18 protein-coding genes are annotated in these 22,652 nt (G+C 43.8%); 8 read left to right on the forward strand and 10 right to left on the reverse strand.

Annotated elements, in window-relative coordinates; genetic code table 11:
* Positions 1-183: 183 nt before the first annotated feature.
* From ACGHAV_RS13685 to ACGHAV_RS13695, 3 genes are read left to right on the forward strand one after another with little or no spacing between them, the layout of a single operon-like run.
* Positions 184-894: a hypothetical protein gene (locus tag ACGHAV_RS13685; RefSeq protein WP_390381707.1), complete on the forward strand. Its 711-nt coding sequence runs from the start codon at positions 184-186 to the stop codon at positions 892-894.
* Positions 895-936: 42 nt separating this feature from the next.
* The gene (locus tag ACGHAV_RS13690; protein WP_390381867.1) at positions 937-1,377 is read left to right on the forward strand and encodes an acyl-CoA thioesterase; all 441 of its coding nucleotides are present in this window, start codon (positions 937-939) and stop codon (positions 1,375-1,377) included.
* Between the two features lie 13 nt (positions 1,378-1,390).
* Complete coding sequence (locus ACGHAV_RS13695) at positions 1,391-2,578, forward strand: TIGR02281 family clan AA aspartic protease (RefSeq protein ID WP_390381710.1); 1,188 nt, start codon at positions 1,391-1,393, stop codon at positions 2,576-2,578.
* 153 nt (positions 2,579-2,731) lie between these two features.
* On the opposite strand, the gene ACGHAV_RS13700 is transcribed toward ACGHAV_RS13695, so the two are convergent.
* Together ACGHAV_RS13700 and ACGHAV_RS13705 are read right to left on the reverse strand one after the other, a co-directional pair.
* On the reverse strand, positions 2,732-4,774 hold the full coding sequence (locus ACGHAV_RS13700) for an FAD-dependent oxidoreductase (protein ID WP_390381713.1): 2,043 nt from the start codon (positions 4,772-4,774) through the stop codon (positions 2,732-2,734).
* 182 nt (positions 4,775-4,956) lie between these two features.
* Positions 4,957-5,799, reverse strand: coding sequence for a crotonase/enoyl-CoA hydratase family protein (locus tag ACGHAV_RS13705; RefSeq protein WP_390381869.1), 843 nt, complete (start codon positions 5,797-5,799; stop codon positions 4,957-4,959).
* A gap of 175 nt (positions 5,800-5,974) precedes the next feature.
* Here ACGHAV_RS13705 and ACGHAV_RS13710 point away from each other — a divergent pair, with 175 nt between their 5' ends.
* Entirely contained in the window at positions 5,975-6,586 is a 612-nt protein-coding gene (locus ACGHAV_RS13710; protein ID WP_390381716.1) for a TetR/AcrR family transcriptional regulator, read from the forward strand.
* A gap of 18 nt (positions 6,587-6,604) precedes the next feature.
* On the opposite strand, the gene ACGHAV_RS13715 is transcribed toward ACGHAV_RS13710, so the two are convergent.
* Complete coding sequence (locus tag ACGHAV_RS13715) at positions 6,605-8,239, reverse strand: GMC family oxidoreductase (RefSeq protein WP_390381719.1); 1,635 nt, start codon at positions 8,237-8,239, stop codon at positions 6,605-6,607.
* A gap of 287 nt (positions 8,240-8,526) precedes the next feature.
* Here ACGHAV_RS13715 and ACGHAV_RS13720 point away from each other — a divergent pair, with 287 nt between their 5' ends.
* Complete coding sequence (locus ACGHAV_RS13720; protein WP_390381721.1) at positions 8,527-9,324, forward strand: DUF1439 domain-containing protein; 798 nt, start codon at positions 8,527-8,529, stop codon at positions 9,322-9,324.
* A gap of 44 nt (positions 9,325-9,368) precedes the next feature.
* On the opposite strand, the gene ACGHAV_RS13725 is transcribed toward ACGHAV_RS13720, so the two are convergent.
* From ACGHAV_RS13725 to ACGHAV_RS13735, 3 genes are all read right to left on the reverse strand, one after another.
* The gene (locus tag ACGHAV_RS13725; protein ID WP_390381724.1) at positions 9,369-10,808 is read right to left on the reverse strand and encodes a wax ester/triacylglycerol synthase domain-containing protein; all 1,440 of its coding nucleotides are present in this window, start codon (positions 10,806-10,808) and stop codon (positions 9,369-9,371) included.
* A 10-nt stretch (positions 10,809-10,818) separates the two neighbouring features.
* Complete coding sequence (locus tag ACGHAV_RS13730; protein WP_390381726.1) at positions 10,819-11,484, reverse strand: TetR/AcrR family transcriptional regulator; 666 nt, start codon at positions 11,482-11,484, stop codon at positions 10,819-10,821.
* 115 nt (positions 11,485-11,599) lie between these two features.
* Positions 11,600-12,808, reverse strand: a complete 1,209-nt coding sequence (locus ACGHAV_RS13735) for a DUF445 domain-containing protein (RefSeq protein WP_390381728.1) — start codon at positions 12,806-12,808, stop codon at positions 11,600-11,602.
* 251 nt (positions 12,809-13,059) lie between these two features.
* Here ACGHAV_RS13735 and ACGHAV_RS13740 point away from each other — a divergent pair, with 251 nt between their 5' ends.
* Together ACGHAV_RS13740 and ACGHAV_RS13745 are read left to right on the forward strand one after the other, a co-directional pair.
* Entirely contained in the window at positions 13,060-14,514 is a 1,455-nt protein-coding gene (locus tag ACGHAV_RS13740; protein ID WP_334014797.1) for a DUF3336 domain-containing protein, read from the forward strand.
* Positions 14,515-14,600: 86 nt separating this feature from the next.
* Complete coding sequence (locus tag ACGHAV_RS13745; protein ID WP_390381731.1) at positions 14,601-16,028, forward strand: hypothetical protein; 1,428 nt, start codon at positions 14,601-14,603, stop codon at positions 16,026-16,028.
* Positions 16,029-16,135: 107 nt separating this feature from the next.
* Here ACGHAV_RS13745 and ACGHAV_RS13750 read toward each other — a convergent pair whose 3' ends face one another.
* From ACGHAV_RS13750 to fadR, 4 genes are all read right to left on the reverse strand, one after another.
* Positions 16,136-16,855: a hypothetical protein gene (locus tag ACGHAV_RS13750; RefSeq protein ID WP_390381734.1), complete on the reverse strand. Its 720-nt coding sequence runs from the start codon at positions 16,853-16,855 to the stop codon at positions 16,136-16,138.
* A 120-nt stretch (positions 16,856-16,975) separates the two neighbouring features.
* On the reverse strand, positions 16,976-17,335 hold the full coding sequence (locus ACGHAV_RS13755; RefSeq protein WP_334014795.1) for a phasin family protein: 360 nt from the start codon (positions 17,333-17,335) through the stop codon (positions 16,976-16,978).
* Between the two features lie 179 nt (positions 17,336-17,514).
* Positions 17,515-19,692, reverse strand: a complete 2,178-nt coding sequence (locus ACGHAV_RS13760; protein ID WP_390381872.1) for a S9 family peptidase — start codon at positions 19,690-19,692, stop codon at positions 17,515-17,517.
* A gap of 244 nt (positions 19,693-19,936) precedes the next feature.
* Complete coding sequence (fadR, locus tag ACGHAV_RS13765) at positions 19,937-20,647, reverse strand: fatty acid metabolism transcriptional regulator FadR (protein ID WP_334014794.1); 711 nt, start codon at positions 20,645-20,647, stop codon at positions 19,937-19,939.
* A 429-nt stretch (positions 20,648-21,076) separates the two neighbouring features.
* On the opposite strand from fadR, the gene nhaB reads away from it, so the two are divergent.
* Complete coding sequence (gene nhaB / locus ACGHAV_RS13770) at positions 21,077-22,651, forward strand: sodium/proton antiporter NhaB (RefSeq protein ID WP_390381738.1); 1,575 nt, start codon at positions 21,077-21,079, stop codon at positions 22,649-22,651.
* The last annotated feature ends 1 nt before the right edge of the window (position 22,652 follow it).

Below are 22,652 nucleotides of genomic sequence, written 5' to 3' on the forward strand. Positions count from 1 at the left end.
TTGATAGCAGCGCTTTCACCAACCACTTTTGTAAAGTAGCTTAGCTTTAAAAGATAAACACAAGCGAGGTACGCGTAGTTATTACTTATTTATTTGTACGTTTAAAACACTAAATACGTGCTATGGTGCGTATAAAGATGTTCAACTAAGTTGTTGGAATCATTGTACATGGGAGCGTTGTAATTGGCACAAGCTATTATTAAACATATACACCGCGTAAACGCGCTTAGAGACTTAGCGCTCAAGCTAAACATAATGCCGCTGATCCACGCGCTTCAAGAATGGCAGTGTGAAAGGCTTTTGGTATCTCATGACGATTTAGCGCAGCAGGTGCGCTATCAAAAAGCCATGGCATTCTTTGTTGAAGAGCTCTATGGCCCGAAAGACTTCAGCCAAAGGGATGCTGACATAGCGCGGGTTATTCCCAAACTCGCCAAAGTGCTACCCGACAAAGCAATGAATGCAATGGACGACGCGCTTTCACTAAATGCATTGTCGTTCAACTTAGATATGGACATGGCACAGTACTTAAATTCGCACTATCCCAATGCCCCCATTACCAGAGACACCTACGCAGAAGCTTATCGTAATGTTGGCCGTCAAGACGACAGGCAACATCAGATAGATATTATATCTCATTTGGGCGACCAGCTTGCTGATGTGGTCAAAATTCCCGGTATAGGTATGTTGATAAAGTTATCTCGTCGACCCGCTAAACTTGCTGGCGTGTTAGCATTACACGAATTTTTAGAAAGAGGGTTTAATGCGTTTAAAGCGATTGGCGATGTGCAAAGCTTTATTCAACCCGTACTCGAGCGAGAAAAAGCGTTAATGTACAATCTTTTCGAGCCAACGCTATCGCTACCTGATGATAATCCTCTTCCTCACGTTTAATTGCAAAAAGGACCTACTGTGAACGACGACGCACTTCCATGGATGTTTGAATCTCCATTCATTAAAACGTGGCGAATAGACCATACGCATATTGACCATTATAAGCATGTAAACAATGTTGCTTATCTAGCACAAGCAGAGAAATTGGCGTGGTCACACTCAAACGCCTTAGGTCTTCATTTTGCCGATTACCAAGACCTTAACAGAGGTATGGTGATAAAGCGTCACGAGTTGAACTATCACCTGCCCTCACATGTAGACGATGAATTAAAGTGCGCTACATGGATTGTTGACTGCGACGACCGATTAACACTTAAACGCCAGTTTCAGTTTATTTGCCCTGAGCGCAAAAAAACGGTGTTTGATGCACTGACTACGTTTGTTTGCGTAAGCCTAGATACCGGTGTGCCAAAACGAATGCCAGAACTGTTCAAAAATGCTTATGGCGATGCCTGCATTTCTCACCGCAATCAAACCGCTTAGTTGAGAATGGTAAATGGCTAGATGGATAACAATACTTTTAATGGCTTTGCTTGGTTTATCGCTGGCAGTAAATGTTTATCTGTGGACAGCGTTGAATTCAACAAGTAACAGCGATGTATTTGGTGATGGCTTGCTTCTTTCTAACAAAGCACGTTCTAATAGCGCGCCTTCAGCTAGCGTTAGCTCCCCTGTTGGCAATACAGAAGCTCAACACACATCTTCTAGTGAATTGAGTAACAATAGACGCAGTGCAAATAGGGTTGAAACAACAGAAACCGGCGGCAATACCCCTTCACTTGAAATGCTTCTTGAAAAGCGGCAATTCGACCGTTTGGCTCTTGAGTTATCTAATGCGTTAAAGCAATCTCCTTTTGATGAGCGTTTGTTATTACTTGAAGCAGAAATGATTCGGCTAAATAAGCCATTAAGTATTGCTCTTGTCCATTTATACGACCTTGCCGAGCTGCCTTTGTCAGTTGATGCGCTTAAAGAGATAGGTAAAAAAATAGCGACACTGTATGAGCAAGCTCAAGAGCAGCTAAGTCGAGATCAGCAATGGGAACTGCTGGCAAAACTCAACGAGCCACTTTTTCAGCGCGTACCAGATTCACGGCAGTATGCGCTAAATTTAGCGCGGGCCTATGCCCATCAAAGAAAGCAAACGTTAATGGAAGATGCGCTTGCTCCACTGCCGTTCGACGATGCACAAGCCCAAGCAATAAGGGCGATTGCTTATACAGAAGCTGATACAAACGATGATACGTTTGGCGATACAGAATTTAACGACATGCAAGGCGACACAACAGATACAGGTTCGACACGGGTGGCACTTGTGCGCGTTGGCGACCAATATCGTTTAGATGCAAAAGCGCTGAATCAGAAAGCGGTTATGATTTTAGATACAGGTGCTAGCACAACCGCAATTTCTTCGCGGCTTTACGCTAGGTTGGGTAGAACAAGGCGATTAACGTTTATTGGCAATTTCAACGTGCGTACTGCATCGGGAACGATTGAAGCGCCTTTGGTGAAAATACCACAGTTTTATTTTGCTGGTTATGAATTTACCGACGTTTCGGCAATTGTATTACCCGAGGAAGCCTTACCAGATACTGACGGCCTATTGGGTATGAATGTATTAGGAGAGTTCGACTTTTCTATTTTGCCGCAGTCGAATGAGTTAAGGCTTGAAAAGCGGTCTTAGATTTAATGTTCGAACGCCTAACGCAGTAATTCTAAATGCCATTAATTCTTTAAACCGTTAATTCTTCAAACCGTTTACGTCTAAACCACGAGTAAGAGAACAACACAAAAAAAGCACCGCAATTGCGGTGCTTTTTGTATTTAATGTTAGCTATTACACAGCTGCACAGATACGCGTGCCCTGATCAATAGCGCGCTTCGCATCAAGCTCAAGCGCTTCATCTGCGCCCCCGATCAAGTGATACGGCATTTTTAACCCATCAACAATGTCACGCATTGGCTCTTGGCCTGCACAAATAATAACATTGTCTACAGGAAGTACCTGCTGGTTACCTTCTACCGTAATATGCAACCCTTCATCGTCAATCTTGTCGTACGACACGCCAGAGATCATGGTCACGCCCTTGGCCAACAAACCCGCACGATGTGCCCACCCTGTTGTTTTACCAAGGCCTGCACCGACTTTCGATGATTTACGCTGTAGCAAGAAAATTTCACGCGGCGAAGGCTCTGGCTGCGGCTTAACGCCTTCAATACCCGCTCGTGCAGAGAACGTCATATCAATACCCCACTCGCGCATAAAGGCTGGGATATCTTGACTTGGCGTCTCTTTACCGTGTGATAAGTATTCTGCTGTATCAAAGCCAATACCACCGGCGCCAATAATGGCAACCTTTTGACCAACAGGCTTTTTCTCTTTAAGCACTTCAAGGTAAGTTAATACTTTATCGTGCTCAATACCTTCAATGGCTGGCATGCGAGGCTTAATTCCCGTTGCCACCATTACTTCATCAAAGCCTTCATCGTTTAACGCAGCAGCATCAACAAACGTATTTAATTTAAGCGTAATATTTTTATGAAGCTCGATTTGGCGCGCAAAATAGCGAAGAGTTTCGTAGAACTCTTCTTTTCCTGGAATTTGTTTAGCCACATTAAATTGGCCGCCAATTTCACTCGCCCCATCATAAATAACAACGTCGTGACCGCGCTGCGCCGACGTAACCGCGGCAGCTAGCCCTGCAGGCCCTGCGCCAACCACTGCAACACGTTTCTTGGTTGATGCGGGTTCAATATTAATTTCAAGTTCGTGACAGGCACGTGGGTTCACCAAACAGCTTGTCATCTTCCCGCCGAATACGTGGTCAAGACAGGCCTGATTACAACCAATACAGGTATTAATTTCGTCGGCTTTGTTTTGCTGTGCTTTTCGCACAAAATCAGGGTCCGCCAAAAATGGGCGCGCCATAGATACCATATCCGCATCGCCACGAGCCAGCACGTCTTCGGCAACTTCTGGTGTATTAATTCGGTTTGATGTGATCACGGGAATAGACAAGGCTTCTCGGAATTTTGCAGTAACCCACGTAAATGCAGCTCGGGGGACTTTCGTGGCAATAGTAGGAATACGTGCCTCGTGCCAGCCAATACCGGTGTTGATGATAGTCGCACCCGCTTTTTCTATTTCTTTACCCAGCTGCACCACTTCTTCGTAGGTTGAGCCTCCCTCAACCAGATCAAGCATTGATAGGCGGTAAATAATAATAAAGCTTTTACCCACGGCTTCACGCACGCGACGCACTACTTCAATAGGTAAACGAATACGATTTTCATATTCCCCCCCCCACGCATCGTCACGGTGGTTAGTGCGCTTCGCAATAAACTGGTTCAGGAAATAACCTTCAGAACCCATTATTTCAACACCATCATAACCTGCTCGTTGAGCTTGTGTTGCTGCGGTGATGAAATCTTGAATTTGCTTTTCAATTTCATCAGCTTCTAATGCTTTAGGTTTGAAGGGGTTAATAGGTGCCTGAACCGCTGACGGTGCTACCAACTTAGGGCTATATGCATAGCGGCCAGTGTGCAGAATTTGCATGCAAATTTTACCACCCGCGATATGAACGGCATCGGTCACTTCTTTATGATTTGCAACCGCTTCATCTGTATCTAAACGAAATGTTGACGGATGAGTAGCGCCCTCTTCATTGGGCCCAATACCGCCGGTAACAATAAGCCCTACACCACCTCGTGCACGCTCGCTGTAAAATGCCGCCATACGCTTGTGTCCATCTGGCATTTCTTCAAGACCGGTATGCATTGAACCCATCAATACGCGGTTCTTTAACGTGGTGAAGCCCAAATCAAGTGGGCGGAATAAGTGTGGGTATACGGGATGATCAGTCACGGTCTGGTTCATGATAAATTCCTAAAAAAGCCCTTCGAAAAGCGTTGAATCAATGTTCAAAGAAAGATGTTATGCATTCTCTTTAAACGCTTTATCAATCTCAATAAATTAATAGTTTACAAGCGCAGGCCGCATGCCTGTTATTGCGGCGCTACACCGTTTTTTCGTGTCTATAATGTTTTTGGCGTTAGTCGCTATTGTGAATTCATTTTTTTCACTGCGCCGTACAGCGGCGGGTAATCGGGTAGTTGCTGCGTTTTTTGTGCTTCCATAGCTTTAAAAACATCTTCCATTTGGAACATACCGGCTTGCCACGTTGCCATGTAATTCAAACTTTCACTAACGGTATGCTCGGCGGCATAATTAATCATGGTTTTAGTGCCCGATACCGCCAGTGGTGAATTAGCGGCAATTTGCTGCGCAATTTTCATTACGCCTTCAAGCATACTTTGCTGATCATCAAAAACCTGATTCACAAAGCCCAAAGCGCGAGACTCTTCAGCACCAAAGTTGCGTCCCGTATATGCAAGTTCTTTTACAACACCAATAGGAATGAGCTTCGGCAAGCGCTGCAACGTGCCTACGTCAGCAGTCATACCTAGCTGGGTTTCTTTAATGGTGAAAAACGCATCTTTTGTGCAATAACGGATGTCGCATGCACTAAGCAAATCTACCGCCCCGCCAATAGCGCCGCCTTGCACTGCGCCAATAACCGGCATTCTGGCCTGCTCTATGGCGGTAAAGCTGTCTTGCAGCAACATAACAGTTCTACGCATACGCTCGGCACGTCGAGAAGGGTCACCCTTGAAGTCTTCCTTCATATTCAAAAACACCGACAAGTCCATGCCAGCAGAGAAGTGTTTACCCGTTGAGGAAATAACAATCACTCGCGCTTCAGCGGTATCATCAATGGCTCTGATAGCTGCAGGAAATTCGGTCCAAAAATCGGGGTTCATGCTATTCATCGCATCAGGGCGATTTAGGATAAGATGAGCGATATGCTCTTCTTGTTTTACTTCTAGCGTAGAGTACTTCATGGTTTGCGCTGTCTCCATGGTGATTTCCTATTAACATTTTTGCAAACTAGACAGCGTCAAGATAAAAGGCTATGTTGACACTGTCAAGATAAAAAGTAATCTAAGCGCTGTTGATTTTGTTAGAATCAGCAGTACTTAGTAAATGTAGATGTTTTTACGGAATTAGTATCAGAATATGGCAAGTGCAGCGCAAAGCTATCACCATGGCGACTTACGAAGCGCATTACTTAGTGCGGCAACCAAACGTTTGGCTGAACATGGCGTTGATAGTTTGTCTTTGCGAAAATTAGCAGAAGATGCAGGCGTATCGCGAACAGCGCCCTACCATCATTTTAAAGATAAAAGCGCACTGTTGAGCGCTATCGCTGCCAAAGGTTTTAGCGACTGGCACAGCGCTGCCAGCCGTATATTCGACCAAGAACAGAAAACCGCCCAAGCTCGATTTAGAGAGTTTGTACACGAATACGTTGGCTATGCTGCCGATAACCCTGAAATGTATGAATTAATGTTCGGTAGAACTATTTGGCAAAATAACGCGGCGACTGACGACCTTAAAAATGTAGCCTTTCCATGTTTTCAGTTTCAAGTCACCATGACACGCTATTGGCAGGAAAAAGGATTGCTTCCTGATAACCAAGATGCGCTGCGACTGGCCCAAGTTACTTGGGGAACACTACACGGAATTGCACGCTTGCTTATTGATGGGATTTACGCCGACAGCAGCCACATTGAGGAAATGTGTAACTGTGCTGCCGACCTTTTTATGCGTGTACCTGAAGCAAAATAACCGGGTATTAAATAGGTACTAAATGGGTACTGGCTGCCCTTCATGGGTAGCTTTGATAAATTCCGCCGCTCGCTCAGCAATCATTATGGTAGGCGCGTTTGTATTACCACCTATAAGACTGGGCATTACCGACGCGTCTACCACCCGCAGCCCTTCAATCCCTCGCACTTTAAGCTCGTTATTCACCACGGCCATTGGGTCGTCATCACTACCCATTTTGCAGGTGCCAATGGGGTGATAAATAGTTTCACTTCGCTCGCGCAGAAACTCTACAATTTCTTCATCCTTTTCAGCGTCTGCACCGGGGTAAAGTTCGGTTCCTTGGAACTGCTCAAACTCTGGTGCCGCAAGTATTTTTCTTGCTATGCGCACGCCGTCAATCATCACTTTTTGATCATCAGGATGAGACAAATAATTAGGGTCGATAAGTGCTTGGTCAGCCGGATGATTACTTTGAAGCGAAATAGTACCGCGACTTTTCGGATACAAACAGCACACATGAAGGCCATATCCATAACCAAAGGCAAGCTGCCGGCCGTGGTCATTTAAAATGGCGGGCAAAAAGTGAAACTGAATGTCAGGGCCCTGAGTAGCTAAACTTGAGCTTACAAAGCCACCAGCTTCTGCAATATTTGAAGAAAAAATGCCTTTTCGCTTAAAAGCATAATCTGCTGTCGCTTTTACATAAGACGGTAATGCGCCAAAGGCAACGGCATACCCTTCTCGCGCTTTACACGTAAATTGAACAATAGCATCTAGGTGGTCTTGAAGGTTCTTTCCCACTCCCGGCAAGTCTTGCTGTACAAAAATACCTTTTTCTTCAAGCTCAGCGCGTGGTCCTATGCCAGATAACATAAGTAATTGCGGCGAGTTGATAGCGCCACCACACAAAATAACTTCGCTGGTGGCAAAGTACCTGTTTACAGCGCCTTTTTCTCTTACTTGTACACCTATTGCACGTCCTTCTTTCAGCAGTACTTTTTCCGCTGCAACTTTTGTTAACACGGTAAGGTTATTGCGATGTTTTGCTTGCGTTAAATAGCCTTTAGCCGTTGAACAGCGCTGGCCATTGGCTTGAGTTACATGATAATAACCAAGCCCTTCTCGTTCATCGCGATTAAAATCATCTAGCTCTTTATACCCAGCATGAGAGGCTGAATTTACAAAAGCATCAGATAACACGCAAGTATGACGAAGCTTACTTACATTCAGTGGCCCGCCTGTGCCATGATATTCATCCGCCCCACCTTCAAAGTTCTCAGAACGTTTGAAATAAGGTAATACTTCGTCAAAAGACCAGCCCTTTGCGCCCTCTTCAAACGCCCAACGGTCGTAGTCTTCTCGCTGCCCTCTGATATAGCACATTGCATTTACAGAGCTACTTCCACCTAAGGTTTTTCCTCGCGGCCAAAATAATTCTCTATCATACATCTCTTTCTGCGGTGCCGTGTGGTAGCCCCAGCCAATTCCTTCAAAACGGCTGAGAAGCGACAAGCCAAACGGTATGTGAATGAAAGGGTTAGAGTCTTTGGACCCTGCTTCTAGTAATAACACATCCACCGCCGGGTTTTCTGAAAGACGAGTAGCAAGCACCGCACCTGCGGATCCACCTCCAACAATGATGTAATCATATTTACCTTGCACTTCACTCATTGTGTTAGCTCCTTACAGCAGGTTTAGCGAGATACCCTGAAATAGAAAAATGTTAATAAAACGTTGTGGTACGACCAGATTAACAAATTACATGATTTTGAGAACTGTTTTATTTGTAACTTTTAATAAATCTAGTGCTTTTTTAATGTCTTTTTAACCGTTTTCTGGCAAAAAGCTTAAGCAATGCCCCTGTAATAAAGGTCATCCCCCTTTGAGCAATGTTGTCAAAACGAACCAGCTAGAAGAAAGCAGACATTCATGCTTTTCTCTCGACACCTTATGGGTTTATGGTCATTATTAACGTTTATTCGCTATGCCCAGAAAATAACTACAGCATGCTGTCTAATGAATTAACCTTTAAAGAACGTGTAAAAGTCTTCGTTGCCCAAATTTTGGTTAAGTGGGGAAAGCTCACTCATGACGACTTTACACGACAAGAGCTACAAGACTTAGTTAAAGATGTGTTCCCTTATACATTTAACTTCGATATTCCAGTGGGCGCGGGTAAAATTACAGTGCTAGAAGGTAATGTTACCCTTAACAACAAGCACAATCGCATTGGCATTCAATGCCTAGCCGCTTTGAAGGTTGAAGTAGCAAAAAGCACGATTTATCGTGCCCATGTCATTTTTTCGCTTAGCGCTACACCAAGCTACAATCGAGAAAAAGCCACCCTCTTCTTGAAAGATTTAACAACCGACAACATTACCTTGGTTAATGACGATTACGCGCTTATCAAAGACACACAGTTTATCATCAGTAAATTCTTCCCAAAGCAAGTTAATACGCTGCTTGGTAAACCATTACGATCGGCACTATCGCTAATGACTGCTGGCACATCAGATATCGCGGCGAATTATCTGCAGCTTTATACCAGTGGTTCTAAACAAGCGGTACTCGATTATCACAAACCACAAATTCACAACGCGATAGCAAGTCAGTTTACGCCTGACGACTTAAGCCACAGCATGCGCGCGTCACAATGGCGCGAAGTACTGTTCTCTAGGCTTGGTAAATCGGTGCGGGTTGAAGAAAATGTATTGCGTTTTTACTTAACCGCCCCTTCTAACACTGACCAAAATTAAAATGGCTGATGGCTAAAGCCAATGCTGTTTAAATTGTTTCTAGGCTAATTATCGGCGACTATTGAAACTGGTACTTCCTCAATTTGCTCGCCAATGTCTTCGATGTTAAGCCTTGGGTTATCGACACTTGCCTCTAACATATCAAATGCTTCTGATACATAACGCGCCAACGGTTGCAGTGACTCAATGTTTTTATTACAGCAAACTAAACCCACATTAGCCGTCCCAGCATAGGTCATCAGAGTAATATTTACGCCACCACCAGGTGTCATGGTAGAGATAGGATAACAAGCCAGAAGCTCTGCGTCTTTCAAATACCTTGTATCGGTCGGTCCAGGGACGTTTGATATCAAGATATTTGCAATTGGCTTAACCACATTCGATAAGCGAAGCCATTCAAATACCAGTGCTAAAGATTGAATAACAATAGTGTATCCGCTAAACGCAGCCGGCCTAGCGTGCTGAGCTGCGTGCTTCACAATTCTGTGGTTAACCACAATTTGTCGTAGCCTTAAGTATGGATCTGTCTCGCCGTGGGCAAGCTGTACCGGCACAATCGCTATCTTGTTCCCTGTTGTTTTCTCGCCGGGCTTTCTTAAATTAATTGGCATATTAGTGAAAAGCGCCTTTTTAAAAACCTGACCATGATTTTGTAGCAACTTATGCACGCCAATATCAAAGGCGCACAACAGCACCTCATTGGCAGTTGAGCGCGTGCGTCTTGCTAGCGCTTTTACCCGAGTAAAGTCCAAATCCATAGTTGCAACAGCGCGACCTGCTTTTACCTGTCCGGTCAATACGGTTTTGGTGCCGGTAAATGGAATTGGCATATAGTGTGGATTCACACGAAGTAACTTCATGAAGATACGCAAGAAGATAATAAGCAGGTCAAGGGCCGTTTTGAGTGCATAACCAATACTTAAAAGCCGCTTAACGATACTGACTGGCTCGCGTTTTCTGTGTCGTAAACGCTTAACTGCCCATACGGGCGTAAACTTGCTGTCGTGAGAGTAAGGCACGTATCCCGACTGAAACCAGCGTACAAGCGTAGCGCCGTCGCCATACATATGGTGAACACGCGCATAAATGGCGAACGTGTCGCTGTTATCGTCAAAGATAAAATGGTATTGCCACAATGGTTTATCTGGGTCTAGCCGAGATGCATGCAGCCTTGCTACAAACGCATCAAGGGCTTCTCGATTTGTTACATCAGACACACGGTGGATTTGAACGTGATAATCCATATTCAATTTTTTAACTGGCACAAAACCGACGGGATAACCCAAAACCGTTTTCACTGCGCAATTAAAAGGCGACGTAGCGCGGGCGAAACTTCTTATTTCATTAAACAGTTCAGGAACATATTTCGTGCTATCAGCGCCTTTTGGCATGGCGAGAAGCTGAAGACACGCCACATGCTTCGGGTTCTCATCAGACTCGGTGATCCAAAACGACTTATCTAAGAAACTGAGCGTTTTTGCCATTTTTATTCCTTTAAGCGAAATCAAGGGGCGACTGTGTTTTAAAATCTTTTACAAACTCATGAGATTTAAGCACATGTTCAAGGTAAGACTTTTCACTATCAGACAAAGTAAGCCTAGGTAAAATAGTGACCATCATCAATGACAGCGCGTGAAAACGCTGCATTTCATCATCCATGTGATTGTTTAGCTCATCAAATTGGCACGACTGCGTAATTATAAGCAAGGCCAAATCAACCAACAGAGTACGGTCTGCTTTGCTTGCTACCAGGACGTTTCGCTGACTTAAAGAGTCAAACAGAAACGCTAACTGAACACGTAGTTGCTTTTGAATATTAGCCCGCGGCCGCGTAATAGAAGGATATTTTTCTGCTAGGTCTGCTGGACTGCGATAGAAAAATCGGAATACGTGAATACTGTCTACAAGCAGATACAGGTAATACATGATGTCTTCAGCGTGCAGCGTTTCAAGCTTATCGCGTCGAAGCACTTTCTGCATTTGTTGTTCATGCATTTTCATTAATGCCGTCACAAGGCTGTCCTTGCCCTTAAAGTGGTAATACAAATTTCCCGGACTAATGTCCAACTCCACCGCTATATCAACGCTAGTTACAGTGTTCTCTCCATGCTCATTGAACATGGTAAGCGCGGTAAGCAAAATTCTTTGCGCGGTTTTCATTTTCTTTTTTACCTCTAGCTACGTCTAGTGGCACCAAAACCCAAAGAGCGTATACCAATAACTTAGCCCTAGCGTACCGCAACATCCTTAACCGCTGGGGCTTTTTGGTGTTGCGCTACATGAATACAAAATATAGCTGCGCAAAGCCTGCCAACATACCCAGCAGTGCGCCTGTTACAATAAGCTTCCATTCGTCTTGCTGGTACGCAGGACGAAGCACACCTTCGAACTCTTCTGACGACAATGCCTGCATACGCTCACTAAGGTCCTGACCAACATGCAGTGCGCCGTTGGCGTAATCAAACGCGTAAAGTAAGTATTTATCAGAATGATCGAAAATTTGCTGTACTGCTAGCGATTTCATTTTGTGATAATTTTCCGAGCCAACGCCCAACGCGAAGTAAGGCTGTGCGATAGACACGTATCGCTCGATAGCATCATTAACGTGTAATTCAATTAGCTCTAGCAGCTGAGCTGAACCGGACCCATGTAGAATTATGTGCGTAATATTTTTCGGCGTTATCAGCTTTTCTTCTATAATAGACGCGTAAACCTGTGATACTTCTTTCTGCCGTTTTAAAAACATACCTTGAATAGTAACTGGCCCTAGTTTGCGCGGGCGTTTTGGCTCGAAGATAATTTTGATTGCAATCCAGTTAGTGGCGTAACCTACCAAAAGACCGCCCAGTGGCAAAATCCACCACGCCTGATAGAAGTACCACAACAGCATGGTGGGCAAACCGAACAAAAAGCCAAAATAAAAGCCGCTTTTTACAATGAACGGAAATTCTTTGCTGCCCGCCGTTAAGAAAATCTCATTTATGAGTTCAGGGGAATTGACAAGCTGCTCAACCACAAGCTCTTTAATATCGAGAATTTCCGAAATATTGTGTTGGAAGTCATCCACCATTTTATGCACAACATTTGGAATGTCGTTTTCTATACGCTGATAAACAAGATTTTTCCCTTGAACCGGAAGGGCTGCCCATAACTGAGGTGCGGATTCAGCCATTACGTCGTTCACCACTTTGCGCACGACTTGGCTGAGTCTTCGCTCTATGGCTTTGGTTAGCTCGTCAGGGTCTAATCGTTGAGCAAGCTCTTCAACGCTAAGCAACTTACCAAGCACAAGCTCAACTTCAATTTCTGCCATTTGCCGACGTTTTGCAGGAATGAGCCCTTGCCAGCCAAAAATGGGTTTTATTCCCACAAAATCTATAGGGTAAAACATCATTTTTACCGCAAGGTAATTAGTTAGCCAGCCAACAACGGCACTTATCAACGGGATTGATAAAAGGCTTAGCGTTTCAAAATTCCATTCCATACTGCGAACAAGTGGTCCGATTTTATTATTCTACTACTCAGGCTACTGAGTGGTTGGGATTTGGTCAATGTAAAAAGTAAAATTAGTGCTAATTGTTGATTGAAAACAATGCTGCATACAGCTAAATAATAATGATTGTGACGAGAACGTACCAATTAGGTAGTAGATTCTAACTTTTGTGCATACAGTGAAATATGATCAAAGATGCGACCGCTGGGCGAAGCGTCTTTCAAACTGAATAGGTAGTTGCCATGGCAGTATTCGATTTGCGATTAAAAAAAATAGAGCACGACATCGAGCATGCACAAAGTTACGATGAGTATGAAGCGGCGTGCCTAGCGCATGATGCGTTATCGGGTGCTGAAGAATGGAAAGCCACAGACGAGAGTGACAACTACGACCACCTGCTCATTCGCAAGCGTGTTCAGCGACTTCAAATTGCGCGAGGCAAAGGCGATATTCACGCGCTTATGTCTATATTACACGAGGGCCTTCATGGCAACTTAGGCAATATTGCCAATCCCATACTGCTCAGCCATTGTAAAATTGGCACAAAATACCTCATTGAACAGTTTATTGATGAAGTGACACTTGCCTTAGAACAAATTTTTAATGCAGACGAAAACGAAGTCGATTTCTACGAAAAGTTATATTTTTTTGAAGAAACCGCTCACGCGTTTGGGCGTAGCTGCTTAATGCTATCTGGTGGCGCCGGCTTGGGTTTCTTTCATGCAGGCGTTGTAAAGTCGTTAAACGAAAAAGGCCTATTACCTACCGTTGTTTCAGGAGCAAGCGCGGGCTCTATTATTGCCGCCATGCTTGGCACACGAAACCACGACGAACTGATTGAATCTTTAAGTGCCGAATTTATTTATGAAACTTTTAAGCACTGGCGCAGTTTCGCAGGTTTAGGTAAGAAGAGTTTGTTCGATAGCTCTGTACTTGAAAACGCACTAATTGAACTTTTCGACTTAACGACGTTTGAAGAGGCGTTCAAAAAAACCGGTCGTCATATTACCGTTACAGTATCCCCTGCCGACCTACACCAACACTCAAGATTACTAAACGCTAAAACATCGCCAAACGCCATTATTGCTCAAGCTGTTCGTGCATCGTGTGCAGTGCCAGTCATTTTCAGTCCGGTACAGCTTAGAGCGAAAACGCAAAGCGGTGAAATTGTGCCTTATATTCCCAACAGACGTTTCGCCGATGGCTCGTTGATGGCAGACCTTCCCTTTGAGCGCTTAGCGCGACTCTATGGTGTTAACCACAGTATTGTAAGCCAAACCAACCCTTTGGCGGTTCCTTTTATATCGAACAATCGTGTAGATCCAAATTCACTATGGGATATGTCGACAAGGCACTTAGGCCAGCTGGCTAAGTCGAACAGCATTTTTGCCATTGATATCATTGAACGACTTACAGGCAACAAAAGCGCAAAGCTGGCTATACATAAAGTACGCTCTATTATTGACCAACAGTACGTAGGGAACATTAATATACTTCCTAAGCGACAGCTTAGAAACTTGTCGCAAGTGCTATCTAATCCTACGCAAGAAAGCATTCAAAATCTTATTACCAGTGGTGAGAGAGCGTCGTGGCCTCAACTGCATGTTATTAAAAGAAATACTAAAATAAGTGAAAACTTACGCTATCATTTAACAAAGCTGAAAAAACGAGAAGCGGTAGAGCTTGGTCACGCCTAAGTTTAAGATTTACTGAATATAGTAAGACTGACAGCAAACGCTTATCGTAAGACCTTCAATAGATAACAGCCTAGTTAAGGACTCCGGTGAGCGTACATCCCCCAAACCCTGACAGCATGTATACGCAGCAGGTAAAGCAACTCATAAATATGGTATACCCACAAGAAGCGGGGTACGGCTCTATTTTTGAAGATGCACGTCACTATTTTTCTTCTGCCCCAGAACAAGAGAAACAAATACAAACATTAAAAGCGCAGCTAGCTAACGCGACTGAAAAAGAATCGGATAGCAAAGAGCAGCTTGAAGCTAAATTGAAAAAAAACACCGCGCTATTAAATAGTGACCGCAATGGGAGACTTGAGCGGTTGCAGGCGGTTATAAATAAGATTGTTCAACTTTGCGAGGGTGACTCTTTTGACGAAACTCAGCTGTTAAGCGCAAAATTTTTGGGGACATTATTGCTGCTTACTCGCGGTAATGAAGGTAACTTTGCGAAAATACATCAGCGCTACAAACCTATTTATAAAGCAGTGTTAACACTGCGTTTGGTTGATAAGCTTTTGCGACATAAAACAGTTGCACATACCTATTTATCGAAATACAAAAATACGCTGTCACGCTTCGATGACGAACAAGAGGGCTTTACAAGGTGGAAGGAAGCGCTTGCAACACCCCTTATTACCGCCGCATTGCTGCAGGATGTTGGGTTGCACTGCCCCGATGCGCTAAACATTTTAAAAGGGGAAAATGGTGATCTTGACGAATTCAGACTGCTTGAAGAGACTCAACGAAAATCCCTGCTTAAAATAAATTTTCACAATACGCTAAAGTACCTGTCGGAAGGTTTGGGTACCCCAACTTATATCGGCAATGACAAGGCAGAAAGAGAAGCATTTAATGCAAAGCAAAAAGATGCCCATGCATTTTTACTTTCCGTGGTTAAAGACGCATTTATTTCAAAAACAGGTTTAGGTGAACTTGTTAAAATTCCACAAATTTACGTGTCAATTGTACTGTCGACAAAACCCGACTACACAAGATTAAGCCTACCGAAGGGCTATATGCTTATAGAGCAACTAGCCAAGAAAGGAAGTTTAAACAAACAGCTAGCCCAAGATTTCATCGATATTGTTGGCTATTTCCCGCAAGGTTTCGGCGTAACCTTCATTCCTGTTAACGAAAAGGGTTACGAAAAAAATCAATTCGAGTGCGCTATTGTAACTGGCTTAAACCCAAGCAACCCTGCTGAGCCTACTTGTAAAGTGGTAACTCGAAATCAAAACTACATTAGCAGCGGCGCAATGGAAGTGATACCAAAGGCGCGCAATTTATATTTCCAAGGCAATAGGAAAAAGCTTATGCGAATGGGCAAAGAACGTTTAATGGAAATAATTAATCAGCTTTCAAGTAATGTAAGCTCAGATGCAGTTGAAGACTTAGTACCCAGCTTTTGGGAGCCGCATGACTTTTTTGGGTACAAAAAGCATCAAAATTTGTGGGTAAAAAAACAATAGCGCTTAGGTTCATATACAAAAAGTTCATATACCCAAAATCCAGGCACAAAAAAGCAAGCGTTAGCGCTTGCTTTTTTTCATCGTGAGCAAATAATGCGTTCGGCGTTTTAGCCCTCGCCTTTCTCTGCGTTAGCACTAGTATCTTGCGTTTTCGCCGCTGTTTTTCGTGTTGATGTACTTGCACGCTTAGAAGCGGTGCCAGACGCCGACGTTGTTTTCTTAGCTGCGGTACTTGTGCTGCGTTTAGCAGTGGTACTTGCTTTACGCGTCGTCGATGCTTTTCTTGCAGGCGCTTTTGTAGTTGCTGCTTTGGCATCAGTCGCTTTAGCTGTAGCAGCTTTAGCAGCAGGTTTTGCAGCGGCTGCGCTCTTTGTAGTACTTTTAGTAGCAGCCTTTTCAGATGCTTTGGCTGCAGCTTCTTTGGCAGCTAAAAGGGCCACTTGCTCAACCAGTAAATCTACTTTTGCGTTAAGTAATGCAAGCTGCTTGTCTTTTTTCTGACGCTTTTTACTTCCCGATAACGCACTTACCACTGGGTTGCCCAGCACTATCTTTTGCGCGGTATCGACAATTGCCATCGGATTGAGCGTACGCTTTAATTCACTTTCAACTTCAAGGCCTTTCGCCTGCATAGTTTGAATTGCTTCATGGGTATCGTCTATTCGCTGGCTTACCATACCTGCAGCAGTATCTAATTTAGCTGCAATAAGATCTGAACCGGCGGCTAGCCAACCGAATAACGGTGAAGATTTAATTGAAGATGACACGTTGCCTTCAAGTGCATTTGCAACTGCAGCGGCATCTTTATCAGTAGTCTTTGTACTCATAACGCCTCCTAACAAGGAGATTGGGGAAAATATTAGCGGGCACATGGCCCGCTACAAAGCACTAAGAATTAGTGCAGTATTTTGAACAGTAAATAAAGACGGGCAAGGTGCCCATCAGCATTACTTACTTGCAGCTAGCTTAGCTACCGCTTCAGTTAGCGCGTCAATCTTTGCAGAAAGCTCTTCAATACGCTGATCTGCAGGCTCTGAATCTAGACCAAGCTTCTTACGTACGTCTGCTACGCGGTTTTCGACGTCGTTAGTTGTTGATTTAAACTTAGTGCGAGCGTCTTCTTCAAGGGTTTCGCCTTTGCTTACCAAATCGTCGAACATCTTGTTCGCTTCTTCACTAAGCTTTTCGTAGCGACCTTGCGCTTCTTCTACGCTTTTTCCATAAGCGCCAAGACCTGCCAACCAAATTTTACGAGCCATTTCTTCAGCTTCGTTGATTTTGCCTTTAATTGTTTCTGTAGTAGTCATTTTTCAGCTCCTATGAATGCTAAATTTGAGTGTTCTTTAACACTATGTCTTAACTTTACGCATAACAATTAGAAACCGCATACTAAAAAACGAAAAAATAAAAAAAAGCCCGACATTTAGTTCGGGCTTTCATCTAAAAGCATGATTTATTGAGCATTATTTATAATGCTTTGACAACGTTATAGCTCTACGTCCGCAAGATGCATTACGAACGCGTATTCTAGTGCAGTAGATTCAAAACGCTTGAAGCGCCCTGATGCACCACCATGACCGGCCTCCATATTAGTTTGGAACAGAAGCAAATTATCGTCGGTTTTGAATTCTCTTAACTTAGCCACCCATTTCATTGGCTCGAAATACTGCACCTGAGAGTCATGTAAACCAGTTGTGACCAGCATATTGGGGTACCCTTTAGCCTCAACCTGGTCGTACGGTGAATAAGAAAGCATGTATTCAAATTCAGCTTTGCTTGCTGGGTTACCCCATTCTGTATACTCACCGGTTGTAAGCGGAATAGATGGGTCGCTCATAGTTGTTACTACGTCAACAAACGGCACGTGTGCACTCACACCTCGATACAGCGATGGCTCCATATTTACAATGGCCCCCATAAGTAGGCCGCCAGCACTGCCGCCCATAGCAAATACGCGGTCTTTGTCGGCATAGTTTTGAGCTACCAAGCCTTTAGATACATCAATAAAGTCAGTAAACGTATTAACTTTGTTTTCCATTTTCCCGTCTTCGTACCACTCTCGGCCAAGCATTTGACCACCACGAATATGGGCAATAGCAACTACAAAACCGCGGTCAAGCAAAGATACCCAACTGCTTCTGAAGGTTGGCTCTACCGTTGAGCCGTATGAACCATAGGCATATTGGTAAAGAGGATTTGTACCGTCTTTCTTAAAGCGTGCTTTTTTGTACACTAGTGAAACCGGAACCTGCGTGCCGTCTCTTGCGTCAACCATTACACGTTCAGACGCATATTCGTTTGAATCGAATGTGTCAGAAACACGGGTTTGCTTCATAACCTTGGTTTCAAAAGTGTCTAGGTTTACGTCTAGTATTGAGCCAGGTGTAGTAAGCGAGCTGTAGTAAATACGAAGTACATTGGTATCTACTTGAGTATTGGCATTGAAATATGCGCCGTAGATGGGATCTTGCGTTGGTAACACTTTCTGTTCGCCGGTTTCAATATTGTGAACCACCAAACGGAGCATGCCGTTTTCTTTCTCTTTCACCACAAGGTGATTCGCTAACACTTCAATACTTTGCACAAATACATCAGAACGATGAGGCACGACTTCTTCCCACGTCGACAAATCGTTTTTTGTCTCTGCAGGAGCCTTCATTACCTTAAAGTTCTTGGCATCAATGTTTGTTAGCACGTAATACTCATCGCCAAGCTTCGCCACGCTGTATTCTTGTCCATCTTTGATAGGCAGGAAAATTTCAGGTGCTTGCGTCGGGTTATTTGCATCAATAATCGTAACACCCGTTTTTTCGGTGTTGCTGTGATAGATGTAAATCTCATCAGCGTCTTTACTCTTGCCAATAAACGTATAAAACGTTTCATCGGTCTCTTCGTAAACTAATACGTCATCAGTCTGAGGAGTGCCCAATTTATGGCGATATACTTGATAACCCAAAAGGGTTTGAGGGTCTTTCTTTACGTAAAACAGGTGCGTGTTGTCGTTCGCCCAAAGAATAGTGCCAGATATGCCTTCTAAAACGTCATTAAGTTTTTCACCTGTCTTGAGGTTTTTTACATATGCAGTGTAAATACGACGGCTAAGGGTATCTTGTGAATAAGCTAACAGCTCATTGTTTTCACTTACTGAGTAATCACCAATACTAAAATAATCATGCCCTTCAGACATCACATTGGCATCAAGTAATACCTCTGGATCGCTGTCTAGGGTAGACTTACGTAGGTAGATAGGATACTCGTTTTCACCCGAGTAGCTCGTGTAGTACCAATACCCATTGTAAAAAGCAGGTACCGTTGAATCGTCTTTCTCAATGCGTGAGACAAGCTCTTCATAAAGCTTTTCTCGCGTTTCTTTGAGCGGGCTTAGCACCGATTCAACATAAGCATTCTCAGCTTCTAAATGCGCTAATATTTCTTTATTTGTGCGAGAGTCATCTCTCATCCAATAATAATTGTCGGTACGGTTAATACCGTGTGCCGTCATTTCAAACGGCACTTTTTTAGCAACTGGCGCAGGTACATCGGTGTTAAGCATCACGTTAGGTGCCTGTTGTTGAGAAATGGTGTTGGCTGGTTCCTGCTGCTTCTCTGCGCTGCAACCCGCTAGCAGACCGCTAACAGCAGCGGCTATCCATAAGTGTTTCATCATCTTTCCTATATATCAAAGCGCTCGACGCACGCCCTTTTTTGTTCTTGGATTCAGTATATCCAAATAATAATGTCGTTCTAGCGGTTACTGGTCAACTTCTACGGTACTGCAATATTTAAATGTTACAAGATGTGATGAACTGCGAATACACTGTCTCGTCAACGCTCAAAAAGCGATAGATACAATAAAGGCGCCATTAAGGCGCCTTTATAAATGTATTCATTTGCTAACAATGTAATTGTTAGTCTACGATGTCTTTGGGCATGTCATCGCGAATTTCCTGCCAAACTTTTCCGCTCTCAATACCATATTTTCTCACAACAACAGGCACACGGTCGTATTCGCCCTTCTCTGCCACTTCGAGAAGATCTGCGTAGTATTTGTTAGCTACATCACGCGCTTGCTGATAATCGAAAAAGAAACCACCAATACGTGAATAAAGACCTCTGAACCCATTCATCATTAGAACGAATACGTTGTTGTTCGACGCTAACGCAAGGTCGTGAGACATTTGATAATCGAACTGAGCAAATGCAAGCCCCTCTTGTTCAACATCCTTGTAACGCGCAATAATTGCTGCTGATTCTTGAGGATTGTTACGAATTGCGCCTCGGATGAATACTGCACTTAGGTTTGTGCGCGCAGCAAGCAAGTTATCGACAAGCTCGGGAATGCCTTCTTGGTCTAAACGGGCAAGCGTTTCTAATATATTCAAGCCGCATGTTTCCCAAAAGTTATTCACTTTTGTTGGCTTGCCGTGCTGTATAGTCAACCAGCCATCACGCGCTAAGCGCTGAAGTACTTCACGTAATGTTGTTCTTGTTACACCAATGAGCTCAGATAACTCTCGCTCTGCAGGCAGAATGGTGCCTGGAGGAAAGCGTCCGCTCCAAATTGACTCAACAATATATTCTTCGGCGAATCCAGCGGGACTCTGCGCCTTATAAATCATAACTAATCGCCTGCACGTTATTGTTATTTTGTAACTGATTGTACCAGATGCTCATTTATTATCACAATGAAATATGCGCCGTCCAGCAAAGGTTTTAACATCTTGTTAAAACAAACCGGTACATTTACCACATTCATTTCTCATAATGTGCATTTATTGAGCATTGCCACGAGCATTTACCGCCTAAATGATCAACATTTTGAAAATTAGACAAATATTCAGGTACTTTCACAGGGTGGGGTCTGTGAATTGCTTTCTCAAGGCGTTAATATCATGTACGCTTAAATTCCGTCTATAATGACAGCAGCGAAATCGCTTAAACTCGAAAAATATCGCGTATTCAGAGCGGTTTACGTATGCAATAACCGGAAATACACAATGTAAAGTTACACAAAAACGTGTGCTTTGTTGTAAAAGGAACAGGAACTCATGCAAACTTCAATGATCGCGGCGATCTATCAGAATTTCCTGGGACACGCGCCCGACTGGTACAAGAAAACCATAATTGCCTTTCTCATTGTAAATCCAATCATTTTTATGGTTGACCCTTACATTGCAGGTTGGACTCTTGTTATACAGTTCATATTCACCCTGGCAATGGCGCTAAAGTGCTACCCACTGCAGCCCGGGGGATTGTTACTCATTGAAGCCATGTTTATTGGGATGACCTCGCCCGGACATATGATGCATGAGATTGAGGTAAACCTTGAAGTATTGCTTCTTTTAGTATTTATGGTTGCAGGTATCTATTTTATGAAAGACCTGCTGATGTACTTGTTTACCAAACTGGTTATAAAAGTACGTAACAAACTTGTGCTTTCACTGGCCTTTATCGTTGCCTCAGCGTTTTTATCAGCTTTCTTGGATGCTCTTACCGTTGTGGCGGTAATCATAAGCGTAGGCTTAGGCTTTTATTCTATTTATCATAAAGTGGCTTCGGGCAAGGAGTTTCATTCAGACCATGACCACACCAGCGATGATGAACTGGGCAGCCACGATTTAGAAGACTTTCGTGCTTTTCTTCGCAACCTTATGATGCACTCAGCGGTTGGTACGGCGCTGGGCGGTGTAATGACGATGGTTGGCGAACCACAAAACCTAATTATTGCAGACAAAGCGGGATGGAACTTCGTAGAATTCTTTATTCGCATGGCCCCTGTCACGCTGCCTGTTTTCGTATTCGGTCTATTAACCACCATTGTTCTAGAGAAGACTGGCCTATTTACCTACGGCGCCAAGCTACCCTCTGCTGTTAGACAAATCCTTGTTGATTACAACGACCATATGGACAAAGGTCGCAGCAAACGCGAGAGCGCCAAACTTATCGTTCAAGCACTTATTGGTATTTGGCTAATTGTAGGTCTTGCTACACACATGGCTTCAGTTGGACTTATCGGCCTATCGGTTATTGTACTTGCTACATCGGCAAGTGGTGTAATTGAAGAACATGCGCTTGGTAAAGCGTTTGAAGAAGCACTGCCTTTTACTGCACTGCTATGTGTTTTCTTCGGGGTCGTGGCCGTTATTATCGACCAAGGCTTATTCCAACCTGTTATTCACTGGGTACTTTCGTTTGAAGGTGAAACGCAAATGGTTATGTTCTACCTAGCCAACGGCGTACTTTCTATGGTCAGCGACAACGTATTTGTTGGTTCCGTATACATTACTGAAGTAACGGCTGCATTAGAAGCAGGCCAAATTACGCGTGACCAATACGACATGTTAGCAGTTGCTATTAACACGGGTACAAACTTACCAAGTGTTGCTACACCAAATGGACAAGCCGCATTCCTGTTCTTGTTAACCTCTGCGATTGCGCCACTGCTTCGTCTATCTTATGGCCGCATGGTAATTATGGCGCTTCCGTACACGGTAGTACTAACCATTGTGGGTTTATTAGCAACTTACCTTGGCCTTGCAGATGCAACACAAGTGCTTTACGACATGCACTTAATTGAGCACCACACTGCCGCTGAAGCTGGCATGAAAGCGGTGGGGCATTAAT

It is taken from the genome of Alteromonas sp. MTD1, from assembly GCF_042848195.1.
Taxonomy (GTDB): Bacteria; Pseudomonadota; Gammaproteobacteria; order Enterobacterales; family Alteromonadaceae; genus Alteromonas.

Coding starts and splice junctions, on each gene's coding strand:
- ACGHAV_RS13690 (WP_390381867.1), top strand. CDS start 937: ATGTTTGAATCTCCATTCATTAAAACGTGGCGAATAGACCATACGCAT.
- ACGHAV_RS13740 (WP_334014797.1), top strand. CDS start 13,060: ATGGCAGTATTCGATTTGCGATTAAAAAAAATAGAGCACGACATCGAG.
- ACGHAV_RS13750 (WP_390381734.1), bottom strand. CDS start 16,855: ATGAGTACAAAGACTACTGATAAAGATGCCGCTGCAGTTGCAAATGCA.
- ACGHAV_RS13695 (WP_390381710.1), top strand. CDS start 1,391: ATGGCTAGATGGATAACAATACTTTTAATGGCTTTGCTTGGTTTATCG.
- ACGHAV_RS13755 (WP_334014795.1), bottom strand. CDS start 17,335: ATGACTACTACAGAAACAATTAAAGGCAAAATCAACGAAGCTGAAGAA.
- ACGHAV_RS13705 (WP_390381869.1), bottom strand. CDS start 5,799: ATGAAGTACTCTACGCTAGAAGTAAAACAAGAAGAGCATATCGCTCAT.
- ACGHAV_RS13735 (WP_390381728.1), bottom strand. CDS start 12,808: ATGGAATGGAATTTTGAAACGCTAAGCCTTTTATCAATCCCGTTGATA.
- ACGHAV_RS13760 (WP_390381872.1), bottom strand. CDS start 19,692: ATGAAACACTTATGGATAGCCGCTGCTGTTAGCGGTCTGCTAGCGGGT.
- fadR (WP_334014794.1), bottom strand. CDS start 20,647: ATGATTTATAAGGCGCAGAGTCCCGCTGGATTCGCCGAAGAATATATT.
- ACGHAV_RS13700 (WP_390381713.1), bottom strand. CDS start 4,774: ATGAACCAGACCGTGACTGATCATCCCGTATACCCACACTTATTCCGC.
- ACGHAV_RS13710 (WP_390381716.1), top strand. CDS start 5,975: ATGGCAAGTGCAGCGCAAAGCTATCACCATGGCGACTTACGAAGCGCA.
- ACGHAV_RS13715 (WP_390381719.1), bottom strand. CDS start 8,239: ATGAGTGAAGTGCAAGGTAAATATGATTACATCATTGTTGGAGGTGGA.
- ACGHAV_RS13730 (WP_390381726.1), bottom strand. CDS start 11,484: ATGAAAACCGCGCAAAGAATTTTGCTTACCGCGCTTACCATGTTCAAT.
- ACGHAV_RS13725 (WP_390381724.1), bottom strand. CDS start 10,808: ATGGCAAAAACGCTCAGTTTCTTAGATAAGTCGTTTTGGATCACCGAG.
- ACGHAV_RS13720 (WP_390381721.1), top strand. CDS start 8,527: ATGGTCATTATTAACGTTTATTCGCTATGCCCAGAAAATAACTACAGC.
- nhaB (WP_390381738.1), top strand. CDS start 21,077: ATGCAAACTTCAATGATCGCGGCGATCTATCAGAATTTCCTGGGACAC.